Annotated in this window: 9 protein-coding genes; 4 read left to right on the top strand and 5 right to left on the bottom strand. The window is 69.9% G+C overall.

What is annotated here, in order from left to right:
* Nucleotides 1-21: 21 nt before the first annotated feature.
* On the bottom strand, nucleotides 22-3,027 hold the full coding sequence (gene uvrA, locus ABZZ20_RS27085) for an excinuclease ABC subunit UvrA (protein ID WP_356873920.1): 3,006 nt from the start codon (nucleotides 3,025-3,027) through the stop codon (nucleotides 22-24).
* Nucleotides 3,028-3,212: 185 nt separating this feature from the next.
* Between uvrA and ABZZ20_RS27080 the strand changes: the two genes are divergently transcribed.
* The 3 genes from ABZZ20_RS27080 (at nucleotide 3,213) to ABZZ20_RS27070 (ending at nucleotide 6,043) form a co-directional block, all read left to right on the top strand.
* Nucleotides 3,213-3,911: a maleylpyruvate isomerase family mycothiol-dependent enzyme gene (locus tag ABZZ20_RS27080; protein ID WP_356873918.1), complete on the top strand. Its 699-nt coding sequence runs from the start codon at nucleotides 3,213-3,215 to the stop codon at nucleotides 3,909-3,911.
* A gap of 9 nt (nucleotides 3,912-3,920) precedes the next feature.
* Complete coding sequence (locus ABZZ20_RS27075; protein ID WP_356873917.1) at nucleotides 3,921-4,577, top strand: MBL fold metallo-hydrolase; 657 nt, start codon at nucleotides 3,921-3,923, stop codon at nucleotides 4,575-4,577.
* A gap of 149 nt (nucleotides 4,578-4,726) precedes the next feature.
* Nucleotides 4,727-6,043, top strand: coding sequence for an MFS transporter (locus ABZZ20_RS27070; protein ID WP_356873915.1), 1,317 nt, complete (start codon nucleotides 4,727-4,729; stop codon nucleotides 6,041-6,043).
* 29 nt (nucleotides 6,044-6,072) lie between these two features.
* On the opposite strand, the gene ABZZ20_RS27065 is transcribed toward ABZZ20_RS27070, so the two are convergent.
* The 4 genes from ABZZ20_RS27065 to uvrB all read right to left on the bottom strand — a co-directional run bounded on the left by ABZZ20_RS27065 (nucleotide 6,073) and on the right by uvrB (nucleotide 12,246).
* The gene (locus ABZZ20_RS27065; protein ID WP_356873913.1) at nucleotides 6,073-7,068 is read right to left on the bottom strand and encodes a TerC family protein; all 996 of its coding nucleotides are present in this window, start codon (nucleotides 7,066-7,068) and stop codon (nucleotides 6,073-6,075) included.
* Nucleotides 7,069-7,289: 221 nt separating this feature from the next.
* Nucleotides 7,290-9,311, bottom strand: a complete 2,022-nt coding sequence (locus ABZZ20_RS27060) for a TerD family protein (protein WP_356873911.1) — start codon at nucleotides 9,309-9,311, stop codon at nucleotides 7,290-7,292.
* A 103-nt stretch (nucleotides 9,312-9,414) separates the two neighbouring features.
* The gene (locus tag ABZZ20_RS27055; RefSeq protein ID WP_356873909.1) at nucleotides 9,415-9,993 is read right to left on the bottom strand and encodes a TerD family protein; all 579 of its coding nucleotides are present in this window, start codon (nucleotides 9,991-9,993) and stop codon (nucleotides 9,415-9,417) included.
* 87 nt (nucleotides 9,994-10,080) lie between these two features.
* Nucleotides 10,081-12,246 carry an excinuclease ABC subunit UvrB gene (gene uvrB / locus ABZZ20_RS27050; RefSeq protein ID WP_356873907.1) on the bottom strand — a complete coding sequence of 722 codons (2,166 nt, stop codon included), beginning with the start codon at nucleotides 12,244-12,246 and terminating at the stop codon, nucleotides 10,081-10,083.
* Between the two features lie 247 nt (nucleotides 12,247-12,493).
* On the opposite strand from uvrB, the gene ABZZ20_RS27045 reads away from it, so the two are divergent.
* Nucleotides 12,494-13,423, top strand: coding sequence for a glycerophosphodiester phosphodiesterase family protein (locus ABZZ20_RS27045; RefSeq protein WP_356873905.1), 930 nt, complete (start codon nucleotides 12,494-12,496; stop codon nucleotides 13,421-13,423).
* Nucleotides 13,424-13,564: the final 141 nt, after the last annotated feature.

The following is a 13,564-nucleotide window of genomic DNA, read 5'->3' as shown; positions in this document are numbered from 1 at the left end:
CAACCTCCCGGGGCAATACAGCTAGGCCTTGCGGGCCCGTGCGGTCTTCTTCGCCGCCGGGGCGGTCTTCCGGGCCGGCGCCGGCGCAGCCGCTGCCGTCTTCTTGGCCGCGGTCCGCTTGGCGGCCGTCTTCTTTGCGGCCGTCTTCTTGGCGGGGGCCGCGGTCGGAGCCGCGTCGGAGACCCGGTCCGCCCCCAGGATGTCCCGCAGGAACTTGCCGGTGTGGCTCGCGCCCACCGACGCCACCTGCTCCGGGGTGCCCTCGGCCACCACCAGACCGCCGCCGTACCCGCCCTCCGGGCCCATGTCGATGACCCAGTCCGCGGTCTTGATGACGTCCAGGTTGTGCTCGATGACGATCACCGAGTTCCCCTTGTCCACCAGACCCGACAGCACCTTGATCAGCTTCGAGATGTCCTCGAAGTGCAGACCCGTGGTCGGCTCGTCCAGTACGTACACCGTCCGCCCCGTCGACCGCTTCTGCAGCTCCGAGGCCAACTTCACGCGCTGCGCCTCACCGCCCGAGAGCGTCGGCGCCGACTGGCCGAGCCGGACGTACCCGAGGCCCACCTCGTTCAGCGTCCGCAGGTGCCGCGCGATCGTCGGCACCGCCTCGAAGAAGTCCAGCGCCTCCTCGATCGGCATGTTCAGGACTTCCGCGATGGACTTGCCCTTGTAGTGGACCTCCAGGGTCTCCCGGTTGTACCGGTCGCCGTGGCAGACCTCGCAGGGGACGTACACGTCCGGCAGGAAGTTCATCTCGATCTTGATGGTGCCGTCGCCGGAGCAGTTCTCGCACCGACCACCCTTCACGTTGAAGGAGAAGCGACCCGGCAGGTAGCCGCGGACCTTCGCCTCCATCGTCTCCGCGAAGAGCTTGCGGACGTGGTCGAAGACGCCCGTGTACGTCGCCGGGTTCGACCTCGGCGTGCGGCCGATGGGCGACTGGTCGACGTGCACGACCTTGTCGACCAGGTCGTCCCCGTCCACCCGCGTGTGTCGCCCCGGCACCGACCGGGCGTTGTTGAGCTCGCGCGCCAAGTGCGTGTACAGGATGTCGTTGACCAGCGTGGACTTGCCCGACCCGGACACGCCCGTCACCGCCGTGAGCACGCCCAGCGGGAAGGACACGTCGATGTCCTGCAGGTTGTTCTCCTTGGCGCCGTGGACGGTCAGCTTCCGCTCCCCGTTCACGGGGCGGCGTACGTCGGGCACCGCGATGGAACGCTTGCCGGACAGGTACTGCCCGGTCATCGACTCGCCGTTCTTCAGCAGCTCCTTCAGGGAGCCGCTGTGCACGACCTTGCCGCCGTGCTCGCCCGCTCCCGGACCGATGTCCACGACCCAGTCGGCCACCTTGATGGTGTCCTCGTCGTGCTCGACGACGATCAGGGTGTTGCCCATGTCCCGCAGCCGCACCAGCGTCTCGATCAGGCGGTGGTTGTCCCGCTGGTGCAGGCCGATGGACGGCTCGTCCAGTACGTACAGCACGCCGACCAGGCCGGAGCCGATCTGGGTGGCCAGTCGGATGCGCTGGGCCTCGCCGCCCGACAGCGTGCCCGCGGCGCGGTTCAGCGAGAGGTAGTCCAGGCCGACGTCGACGAGGAAGCGCAGCCGCTCGTTGACCTCCTTGAGGACCCGCTCGGCGATCTTCTTGTCGCGGGCGTCGAGGCGCAGCTGCCCCAGGAAGTCGGCGCACTCGCTGATCGACATCGCGGCGACCTCGGCGATGGACTTCTCCATCACCGTCACCGCGAGCACGATCGGCTTGAGCCGGGTGCCCTCACAGGTCGGGCAGGGCACCTCGCGCATGTAGCCCTCGAAGCGCTCGCGGCTGGCGTCGCTCTCCGATTCGCTGTGCCGGCGCTTGACGAACGGCACGGCGCCCTCGAAGGCCGTCGTGTAGGCCCGCTCGCGCCCGTAGCGGTTGCGGTAGCGGACCTCGATCTGCGTCTTGTGCCCGTACAGCAGGGCCTTCTTCGCCCGCTGCGGCAGCCCGGCCCAGGGGATGTCCGTGCGGAAGCCCAGCTCGCCGGCGAGCGCGCCGACCAGCCGCTGGAAGTAGTCCTTGGTGTGGCCGAGCGACCAGGGCGAGACCGCACCCTCGTCCAGGGTCTTGTCCTCGTCCGGAACGATCAGCTCCGGGTCGACCTCCATGCGGGTGCCGATACCCGTGCACTCGGGGCAGGCACCGAAGGGCGAGTTGAAGGAGAAGGAGCGCGGCTCCAACTCTTCGAAGGACAGGTCGTCGTACGGGCAGTAGAGGTGCTCGGAGTACATCCGCTCACGCTCGGGGTCCCCTTCGGGGAGGTCTACGAAGTCCAGGATCACCATGCCGCCCGAGAGGCCGAGGGCGGTCTCCACGGAGTCCGTGAGCCGACGCTTGGCGCCCTCCTTGACGGTGAGGCGGTCGACGACCACCTCGATGGTGTGCTTCTCCTGCTTCTTCAGCGTGGGCGGCTCGGAGAGTTGGATGGTCTCCCCGTCCACCCTGGCCCGGCTGTAGCCCTTGGTCTGGAGGTCGGAGAAGAGGTCGACGAACTCGCCCTTGCGCTCGCGCACCAGCGGCGAGAGCACCTGGAAGCGACTGCCCTCGGGGAGCGCGAGCACCTTGTCGACGATCGCCTGCGGCGACTGCCGCGAGATCGGGCGGCGGCACTCGGGGCAGTGGGGCTTGCCGATGCGCGCGAAGAGCAGGCGGAGGTAGTCGTACACCTCGGTGATGGTGCCGACCGTCGAGCGCGGGTTGCGCGAGGTCGACTTCTGGTCGATCGAGACGGCCGGGGAGAGGCCCTCGATGAAGTCCACGTCGGGCTTGTCCATCTGCCCCAGGAACTGGCGGGCGTACGACGAGAGCGACTCGACGTAGCGGCGCTGTCCCTCGGCGAAGATCGTGTCGAAGGCCAGGGAGGACTTGCCCGACCCGGAGAGTCCGGTGAAGACGATGAGTGAGTCGCGGGGCAGGTCGAGCGAGACGTTCTTGAGGTTGTGCTCGCGAGCGCCACGAACGATGAGACGGTCGGTCACGCCGGTCCGCACCTTTCTTGAGAGAGCGGGGCACGGGGCCCCCGTCCCAGGGTATGGGGGGCGCCTCGGCGATGGAGAAGGGCTGGACTTCCGAGCGTATAGCACGCGCATTCGATTTACGGCACTCCGCAGACGGCTTCACCCGTTCGTGTGGCCGGAAGCCCTCGACCACTAGGCTCGGACCCATGACTGATCATGTGCACGACCTGCAATCTGTACGTGAAGCCACGGACCGGCTGCTGACCGCGGTCGCGAAACTGGACAACGCCGCCCTGGCCGAGGAGTCACACCTCCCGGGCTGGACCCGCGGCCACGTGCTCGCCCACCTCGCGCGCAACGCGGACGCCCTCGTCAACGTCTTCGCGGGCCGCCCGATGTACGAGAGCGCCGCCGCCCGCGACGCGGACATCGAGCGGGACGCCACGCGGACCCTCGACGTGCAGCTCACCGACCTCCGCGAGACCCATGCCCGGTTCCTGGCCCAGACCGAGCTCGACCAGGACTGGTCGCGCACCGTCGAGCTGCGCAACGGGGTCACCGACCTCGCTGCGAACGTGCCGTTCCGCCGCCTCGTCGAGATCGAGCTGCACCACGTGGACCTCAATGTCGGCTACGCGCTCGAAGACCTCCCGCACGAGTTCACCGGCCGCGAGATCGCCTTCCTCGCCGACCGTTGGGCCGGACGCCCCGACGTGCCCGCCGTGACCCTGCAGATCGGCGACGACGGCACCGGCGCCACCTGGCACACCGGCGGCCCCGAAGGCGGCCCCCTCACCCTCGTCGGCACCGGGGCCGAACTCCTCGGCTGGCTGGCCGGACGCGGGGACAAGGGCGCACACCTCACGGTCGTCGGCGGCCCCCTCCCGGCCCTCCCCCCGCTCTAGGATCAGAACATGACGTACAGCGGAGCGGTCAAGGTCGGCGGTCCGGCCGACGTGCACGAGCTCACGGACCTGATGGTTTCCAAGGTCGCGGTGGGCCCCATGAACAACAACGCGTACCTGCTGCGCTGCCGGGCCACCGGCGAGCAGCTGCTGATCGACGCGGCGGCGGAGCCGGAGACCCTGCTCCAGCTGATCGGCGACGACGGCATCGCGTCCGTGGTCACCACCCACCGGCACGGCGACCACTGGGGCGCGCTCCAGGCCGTCGTGGAGGCGACCGGCGCGCGGACCTACGCGGGCGCCCTCGACGCCGAGGGCATCCCGGTGGCGACCGACGTACCCGTTGCGGACGGGGACACGATCCAGGTCGGACGGGTCACGCTGACCGCCCGCCACCTGGTCGGACACACCCCCGGCTCGATCGTCCTGATCTACGACGACCCGCACGGGCACCCGCACGTGTTCACCGGGGACTGCCTCTTCCCGGGCGGCGTCGGCAACACCTCGGGCGACCCGAAGGCCTTCGCCAGCCTCATCGACGACGTGCAGCACAAGCTCTTCGAGCAGCTGCCGGACGAGGCCTGGGTCTACCCGGGGCACGGCAACGACACCACGCTCGGCGCGGAGCGTCCGCGCCTGGCGGAGTGGCGCGAGCGCGGCTGGTAGCACCCGCTCCGGTCAACTCGGTGCGTCCGTGCACTCCTTCCGGTCGAAGATGACCGAACGCACGTCCTGGGGGTGTGGGGCGGGGTAGTTGCTGCACCATGCAACAAGACCCCGCCCCCTCCCTCTGCGACCGACCACGTTCCCCCTCGATGTTGCGGCTGGCCTCTGCCTCCCTCGCCGGTACCGCCATCGAGTTCTACGACTTCTTCGTCTACGGCACGGCCGCCGCCCTCGTGCTCGGCCCGCTATTCTTCCCCTCCTTCTCCCCGCTCGCCGGGACCCTCGCCGCCTTCGGCACCTTCGGCATCGGCTTCCTCGCCCGCCCGCTGGGCTCGGTGCTCTTCGGGCACATCGGCGACCGGCACGGCCGCCGCCCGGTGCTGCTCGCCTCCCTGCTGCTCACCGGCCTCGCCACGGTGGCGGTCGGCTGCGTGCCGACGTACGCCTCGATCGGCATGGCCGCGCCGCTCCTGCTGCTCATGCTCCGCTTCCTCCAGGGGCTCGGTCTCGGCGGTGAGTGGGGCGGCGCGGTGCTGTTGACCGCCGAACACGCCCCCGAGCAGCAACGCGGTCTGTGGGCGAGCTTCCCGCAGGTCGGCCCGGCGATGGGCTTCCTCCTGGCCAACGGCATGACCCTCACCCTGTCCGCGACGCTGACCGACGGACAGTTCGCTTCCTGGGGCTGGCGCGTACCGTTCTGGGCGGCCGGCGTGCTGGCCGTGGCCGGGTTGTGGCTGCGCCGCTCGGTGGAGGAGACCCCGCAGTTCCGCGCCCTCGCCGAGACGGGCCGCCGGTCCGACGCACCGCTGTCCGAGGTGGTGCGCGGCCACTGGCGACTCCTCCTGCTGACCGGCGGGGCCCTCTCCGCGGGGTACGCGGTCTTCTACGCGGCCACCACCTGGTCGCTCGCGTACGCCACGGATCGCCTCGGGGTGAACCGCACGGTGATGCTGGCCTGCATCATGGCGGCCGTGGCGCTCAAGGGGACGCTCACCCCGCTGGTGGCCGTGCTCGGCGACCGCCACGGCCGACGGCCGCTGTGCCTGATCGGCTGCACGATCTGCGCACTGTGGATGTTCCCGTTCGTCGCGCTACTGCGCACCGGGGACCCGCTACTGATGACGCTGGGCTGCCTCGGCGGGCTGCTGGGCATGGTGACGATGTTCGCGGTGGTGGGCGCGTACCTGCCGGAGCTGTACGCCCCGCGGATCCGCTGTACGGGAGCCGCCGTGGGGTACAACCTGGGCGGGGTGCTGGGTGGGGCCCTGACCCCGATCGTGGCGACGGCGCTGGCGGACGGCTCCGGTCCGCCCTGGGGAGTCGCCCTCTACCTGACCGCGATCGCCCTGCTGAGCCTGGCCTGCTTCGCGCTCCTTCCGGAGACCAACCCGACGGTGGTCCGGACGCGGACGGGCCCGGGCCCGGGTACGGAAACGGAGGCGGCCGAAGCGGCCACCTCCGCATAGTCCGTGGGGCAGCTCCGCCCCGCGGGTCGCTACACCTGGGCGTTGGCTTCGACGCTCTCCGAGCGGGCGGCTTCTTCGGTGGCCGCCTGCTTCTTCGACGCCATCAGGCTGGTGATCGTGGTGATCACCAGGACGCTGCAGATGACGCCGAGGGAGACCGGGACGGAGATCTGCGGGACGTGCACCCCGGACTCGTGCAGCGCGTGCAGGACGAGTTTGACGCCGATGAAGCCGAGGATGACGGACAGGCCGTAGCTGAGGTGGACCAGCTTCTTGAGCAGGCCGCCGATGAGGAAGTACAGCTGGCGCAGACCCATCAGCGCGAAGGCGTTGGCGGTGAAGACGATGTACGGGTCCTGGGTGAGGCCGAAGATCGCGGGGATCGAGTCCAGGGCGAACAGCACGTCGGTGGTGCCGATGGCGAGCATGACGACCATCAGGGGGGTCAGGATGCGCTTGCCGTTGTTCTCGATGAAGAGCTTGGTGCCGTGGTACTTGTCGGCGACGCCGAACTTCTTCTCGATCGACTTGAGGAGGCGGTTCTCCTCGAACTCCTCCTCCGCCTCGTCCTTGCGGGCCTCCTGGATCAGCTTCCACGCGGTGTAGATCAGGAAGGCGCCGAAGAGGTAGAAGACCCACGAGAAGGTGGTGATGATCGCGGCGCCCGCGGCGATGAAGACCGCGCGCAGCACCAGCGCCACCAGTACGCCGATCAGCAGCACGCGCTGCTGGAGGTGGGAGGGCACCGAGAACTTCGCCATGATCAGCACGAAGACGAAGAGGTTGTCCACGCTGAGGGACTTCTCGGTGATGAAGCCGGCGAAGAACTCCTGGGAGGCCTGGCCGCTGCCGAAGAGCAGCAGACCGAGACCGAAGAGCGCGGCAAGGACGATCCAGACGACCGTCCAGGCGCCCGCTTCCTTGATCGATACGTCGTGGGGCTTGCGGCCGATGAGGAAATCGGCGCCGATGAGGATGCAGAGACCGAGAATGGTCAGCACCCAGAGGGTCAACGAAACATCCACTGCTTATTCGCCTCCGGCAGATGGCTCAGCACACGTGTCAGCGTCATCGCTGCCGGAGGTCTCTTCCACCCGGGCGGCCTGGAGGCCGTGGGCCGGCACCCCGGGACCGTTGCGGTCCGTACTGACGGGTACGCCGAAGCAGGAAAGCAGGAATACTCCCCTCCGCGAGCCTCAGGTTACCGGTCAGGGGCCATGAAGGTAAAGGGAACGCCAAGAAAGAGTCATGGGCGGGCATTGCGCCGGGTGGTGGCGACCCGATCCAGCGTCTGTTCCAGGACCCGGCTGCCCGGCGGCGGCAGGTCCGGTGCGAAGGTCCAGGCGTGGCCGACCCACGGGTCGGCGAGATGGTCGTCCGGCACCGGGGACAGCCGCATCAGCGAGCGCCACAGCGGGTCCAGCAGCGGCCCGTACGCCGACGCCTCGTCCCGGTCCGCCACCATCAGCAGGTGCACGCCGACCGCCGGCCCCTCGTCGGCCAGGTAGCGCAACTGGGTGACGGCCCGGTCGTCGAAGCCGTGCGGGAAGTCGTGCACGATCAGCAGCTGGTCGGCGGTGTCCACATCGGACGGCAGGTCCTCGGGAGCCCCCGCCCGCACGGCCATCTGTACGAGGTCCACCCGCCGGGTCAGCTCCGCCAGGGTCCGGGTGACCCCGGCGGCCCCCGCGGCGGGCGGCGCGGCCAGTACCCCGGCCCCGACGAGCGGTGCGAGGGAGGCGGCTCCGGCGGCGGCCGCATCGATGACGTGGACCGAGAACCGGTCGCGGGGATGGACGGCGAGCAGCCGGACCGCAAGAGCGACGGCCGTGTCCAAGGCGGCCCGGCGCAGCTGGTCCGTGTCCATGGCCATCGCCGCCTCGGAACCGGTGCGGCCGTTGTCGATCCACAGGCCGCGCTCCAGCGGAACCCGCACCAGCATGGGGATGCGCAGGTCGGGCCGCTCGGGCAGGTGCAGGTCACCGAGGCGCAGGGCCATGGGTGCCTCCTCGGGAAGCCCGTGCCCGTGCCAGACCGGGTTCGCCCAGCGGGCGTACGCGGGTGGCAGCGCCGGCTCGACCACCTCGGACTCGGCGATCAGCTGGGCGAGGTCCCGGTCGAGGACGGCCTCGGCCCGGGAGACGAGCTCGTCGCGACGGGCCCGGGCCTCCTCGCGGGCGGCGTCGCCGGAACCCCCCAGGCGGTGCCGGGGGTCGGACAGGGCGTCGTCGAGCTCGCGGTCCATCCGGGAGCCGGCGAATTCGCAGGCGCTGCGGTAGGCGGCCACCGAGCGGGCCAGGTCCTCGAACATGCCCCAGACCTGGTTGTAGAGCCGTTCTTCCATGGACCAGCCGCTGGCGTCCCCGGCGACGGGCACCGGCGGCCGGCCGGGCTCTGCGGGCGCGGTCGCCTGCGGAGCGGGTTCGGGCGGCTCGGTGGAGCTGCGGCGGCGCCGCGGGTGCACGTAGTCGAGGGTGGGCGGCCCGCCGATGGTGTTCCCTGACGGGGCGACGCCCACCGGGTCGCCGGCGCCGGTCGCGGAGCCGGGCGGGTCCGCGACCGGGACTGCGGACACCGGGAGCGGCTCGGTCGGCTCGGGGGTCGGCGGTACCGGAGGAGCGGGAGCGGCGGGCACCGCGTCCTGCGGGGCCTGCGGGTCCCGTACGGCCGTCGGGGCCAAGGCCGCCGAGGCCGTCGTCGGAGCCGGTCCCGACCGCGGGGGCGTCGCCGCGCCCGCGAGGACCTCGGCGGCCAGCGCCGTGGCGGCCGGTGCAGCCAGTCCGGCGTCGGCCAGCAGTGCGCCGAGCCCGTCGGCGTAACCCTGGCCCACGGCGCGGACCTTCCAGGCGCCCTGGCGCCGGTAGAGCTCCAGGGCCACGACGGCGGTCTCGGAGTCCAGTCCGGTCAGCGTGTACCCGGCGAACTCGGTGCCCCCCGGATCGGCCACGGCCACGTACGACGCGGGGGCCGCACCGAACCGGGTCGGACCGCCGGGAGGCAGGACGAGCACCACGCCGAGCCGGTGCACGGCCGGCCCTACCGCGTCGAGGTCGACGGCGAAGCGGTGCTCGCCCGCCACCGCCGCCGGCACCTCCACTCCGGGCAGGTTCCGGGCTCCGGGGTGGGCCACCGCCTCGGAGCCGGCCAGCCGGCCCGCGTTGTCGCAGGCCGAGGCCAGGGCGAGTACGGGCGTGCCCGCCGAGACCCTGATCTCCACCCGCCCCTGGGACAGGGGGTGGTTCTGCCCCCGGACCAGTTCGGCCGTCATCGTGCAGCCCTCCCCCGTGCCCTTGTGCTTCTGTTCTGACGCTCTACAGCACTGCCGTACTGCCGTACTGCCGTACTGCCGTACTGCGATGCTGCCGTGTTGCTTACAGGTGCGGCAGGATCGCCGGCATCAGGTCCTGGAAGGTCCGTCCGTTGGCCGGGTTGCCGAGGGCCGTCATCTGCCAGCCGCTACCGAGGCGCGACACCTTCGCCATGATCTGCGCGGTGTACTGGCCACCGCCGTCCAGCGTGTAGCGGGCCAGCTCCTGGCCGTTGGTCTCGTCGACGATGCGGCAGAACGCGTTCTGTACCTCCTGGAACGTCTGGCCGGTGAACGAGTTCACCGTGAAGACGATCTGGTCGATGTGCACCGGCACGCGCTGCAGGTCGACGAGGATCGACTCGTCGTCCCCACCCTGGCCGGCGCCGCCGATGAGGTTGTCACCCGTGTGCCGGACCGAGCCGTCGTCGCTCTGCAGGTGCCGGAAGAACACGACGTCCACGGGCTGCTTGTCGGCGAAGAGCACCGCCGACGCGTCCAGGTCGATCTCCCGGGTCCGCGAGCCGAACAGGCCGCGGCGCTTGGCCGCCTGCCAGCCGAGGCCCATCCGGACCGCGGTCAGCGTGCCTCCGTCCTGCTTCTGCAGACTGATGGCCTGACCCTTGGTCATGTTGACCGTCACGCGCTGTCCCCTCTCCATAGCCCGCCCCACTTGTACGGGCGCAGCGTGTACCTGCGGCTGGAGCCAACCCTACTGACCGGCTCCGGGTCAGGCGAGGCCCGCTTCCTTCATCTGCCGCAGCTCCTTCTTCAGCTCGCTCACCTCGTCGCGGATCCGGGCCGCCACTTCGAACTGGAGCTCGGCGGCGGCGCCCCGCATCCGTTCGGTCATCTGCTCGATGAGCGCGGCCAGTTCCTCGGCCGGTCGGTCGGTCGGCACCGCGGCGGCCTTGGCACCCTTGCCCCGCTTGGCCGCCTTGCCACCGGCTGCTGCACCCTGCACCGTCTTCGCACCGCTGCCGAGTGCGGGCACGGGCGCCTTGGCACCCTTGCCGTCCTTCGACTGACGGTAGCCGGTGCCGAGCAGTTGTTCGGTGTCCAGCTCCTCCCGGGCGATGGTGGCGACGATGTCGTTGATCTTCTTGCGCAGCGGCTGCGGGTCGATGCCGTTGGCCTCGTTGTACGCGATCTGCTTCTCCCGGCGCCGGTTGGTCTCCTCGATGGCCCTCTCCATCGCCGGGGTCACCCTGTCCGCGTACATGTGCACCTGGCCGGACACGTTGCGCGCCGCACGGCCGATGGTCTGGATCAGCGAGGTCCCGGAGCGCAGGAAGCCCTCCTTGTCGGCGTCGAGGATCGCCACCAGCGACACCTCGGGCAGGTCGAGGCCCTCGCGCAGGAGGTTGATGCCGACCAAGACGTCGTACTCGCCGGCCCGCAGCTCGCGTAGCAGCTCGATCCGGCGCAGCGTGTCGACGTCGCTGTGCAGGTAGCGGACCTGGATGCCGAGCTCAAGGAAGTAGTCCGTGAGGTCCTCGGCCATCTTCTTGGTGAGGGTGGTGACCAGGACGCGTTCGTCCTTCTCCACCCGCTGCCGGATCTCGTGGACCAGGTCGTCGATCTGTCCTTCGGTGGGCTTGACCACGACCTCGGGGTCGACGAGGCCGGTGGGACGGATGATCTGCTCGACGAAGCCGTCGCTGCGGGAGAGCTCGTACGCGCCGGGGGTCGCCGAAAGGTAGACCGTCTGGCCGATCCGCTCCTGGAACTCCTCCCACTTCAGCGGGCGGTTGTCGAGCGCGGAAGGCAGCCGGAAGCCGTGGTCGACCAGGGTCCGCTTGCGCGAGGCGTCACCCTCGTACATGGCGCCGATCTGCGGCACGGTGACGTGCGACTCGTCGATGACGAGGAGGAAGTCCTCCGGGAAGTAGTCGATGAGGGTGTTGGGTGCGGAGCCGCGTTCACGGTCGTCCATGTGCAGCGAGTAGTTCTCGATGCCGGAGCAGGACCCGATCTGGCGCATCATCTCCAGGTCGTACGTGGTGCGCATGCGCAGTCGCTGCGCCTCCAGCATCTTGCCCTGCTTCTCCAGCTCGGCGAGGCGCTCGGCCAGCTCCGCCTCGATGCCGGCGATCGCCTTCTCCATGCGCTCGGGGCCGGCGACGTAGTGGCTGGCGGGGAAGACGTACAGCTCACGGTCCTCGCTGATGACCTCGCCGGTCAGCGGGTGCAGGGTCGAGAGGGCCTCGATCTCGTCACCGAACATCTCGATGCGTACGGCCAGTTCCTCGTACACCGGGAAGATCTCGATGGTGTCGCCGCGCACGCGGAAGGTGCCGCGGGTGAAGGCCATGTCGTTGCGCGTGTACTGGATGTCCACGAAGCGGCGCAGCAGCTGGTCCCGGTCGATCTCCTCCCCGACCTTGAGGGGGACCATCCGGTCGACGTACTCCTGCGGGGTACCGAGGCCGTAGATGCAGGACACGGACGCGACGACGATCACGTCCCGCCGGGTGAGCAGCGAGTTGGTCGCGGAGTGGCGCAGCCGCTCCACTTCCTCGTTGATCGAGGAGTCCTTCTCGATGTAGGTGTCCGACTGCGGTACGTACGCCTCGGGCTGGTAGTAGTCGTAGTACGAGACGAAGTACTCGACGGCGTTGTTCGGCAGGAGCTCGCGGAACTCGTTCGCCAGCTGGGCGGCCAGCGTCTTGTTCGGCGCCATCACCAGGGTCGGGCGCTGGAGCTTCTCGATCATCCAGGCGGTGGTGGCCGACTTGCCGGTGCCGGTCGCACCCAGCAGGACGACATCCTTCTCACCTGCACGGATGCGCTTCTCCAGCTCGGCGATGGCCGCCGGCTGGTCGCCGCTGGGCTGGTAGGGGCTGACGACCTCGAAAGGCGCCACCGTGCGTTCGATCTTCGATACGGGCCGCATGGGTCAACCGTACGACCCTCCACTGACACGACGGTATCCGCGCGGATCGCGGCGCTGCCCCGGCGCGTCCGGCGAACGGAGTGCATGTCCCCCTTTCTGGTCCGTTTGTCGTAGTTCGGTGGCGGCCCCGTGATCTTCAACGCCATGATCGCGGTACAGGTCCCGCCGTGAAGTGCATCGCCGCAACGTCTCCCATTCCGCACAAGTCTGACGCAGGAACAGGGCTCCCGAACCGAGGAGAACGCACATGTACGTCCGCCCCGCCGCCGTGGCCGCCGCCGCATTCCTGGGCTTCACCCTGACCGTGCTGGGCGGGACGACCTCGTCCGCCGCCACCGGCCCGTCCTCCTCCACCGGCCCCGCCTCCCCCACCGGCAAGACCGGGCCGCTGGGCCCCGTCGTGTACGCCCACCGGGGGGCTTCGGCGTACGCCCCGGAGAACACCCTGGCCTCCATCGACCTCGCCATGCGGATGGGCTTCGACTGGGTCGAGAACGACGTCCAGCGCACCAAGGACGGCGAGCTCGTCGTGATCCACGACGACACCCTGGCCCGCACCACCGACGTCGAGCAGGCGTTCCCGGACCGCAAACCCTGGCACGTCAAGGACTTCACGTACGCGGAGATCGCCACGCTCGACGCGGGCAGCTGGTTCGGCGCGGGGTTCGCCGGCACCCGTGTCCCGACCCTGCGGGAGTACCTCGACCGGGTACAGCGCAACCAGCAGCGACTGCTGCTGGAGATCAAGAAGCCCGAGATCTACCCCGGGATCGAAGAGCAGACGCTCCAGGTACTGGATGAGGCCGGCTGGCTCGACGAGGGCCATGTGCAGCGCCGCCTGGTCGTGCAGAGCTTCAGTGCCGACTCCGTACGCATCGTGCACGAGATGCGACCGGACCTGGTGACGGCTTTCCTGGGCACCCCGACCGTTGCCGACCTCCCGAAGTACGCCCAGTTCACCGACCGGATCAACCCGTGGCACACCACCATCTCGGCGGACTGGGTGACGGCGGTGCACGGCCTGCTCGGCGCCCACGGCAGGGCCATGGAAGTGGACACGTGGATCGTGGACGACCCGGCGACCGCCCGGAAGGTACAGGGGATGGGCGTGGACGGGATCATCACCAACGCCCCCGACGTCGTACGGAAGGCGGTGCTCGGGGCCTTCGCGCACTGAGCCCCCGGTGCCGCCGGCGGCCCGCCGCGCGGCGGCACCGACCGGGCTGATGCTCCTATTGGCAGTCAAGGGCTGCTGAGAACCTGAGGGTGGCCCGGTCAGGTTTGGTTGGGGTGCAGGGCGACACTGTCCGATCCGACG

Origin of the sequence: Streptomyces sp. NPDC006430, assembly GCF_040612395.1 — a bacterium.
Taxonomy (GTDB): domain Bacteria; phylum Actinomycetota; class Actinomycetes; order Streptomycetales; family Streptomycetaceae; genus Streptomyces.
The sequence above is the reverse complement of the archived record's forward strand: the minus strand, read 5'-3'. Positions and strand labels throughout refer to the sequence as shown.

Bases quoted from the DNA above. Each gene is read 5' to 3' on its own strand.
- ABZZ20_RS27080 (WP_356873918.1), top strand. From the start codon at position 3,213: ATGACTGATCATGTGCACGACCTGCAATCTGTACGTGAAGCCACGGAC.
- ABZZ20_RS27075 (WP_356873917.1), top strand. From the start codon at position 3,921: ATGACGTACAGCGGAGCGGTCAAGGTCGGCGGTCCGGCCGACGTGCAC.
- ABZZ20_RS27070 (WP_356873915.1), top strand. From the start codon at position 4,727: ATGTTGCGGCTGGCCTCTGCCTCCCTCGCCGGTACCGCCATCGAGTTC.
- ABZZ20_RS27060 (WP_356873911.1), bottom strand. From the start codon at position 9,311: ATGACGGCCGAACTGGTCCGGGGGCAGAACCACCCCCTGTCCCAGGGG.
- uvrB (WP_356873907.1), bottom strand. From the start codon at position 12,246: ATGCGGCCCGTATCGAAGATCGAACGCACGGTGGCGCCTTTCGAGGTC.
- ABZZ20_RS27045 (WP_356873905.1), top strand. From the start codon at position 12,494: ATGTACGTCCGCCCCGCCGCCGTGGCCGCCGCCGCATTCCTGGGCTTC.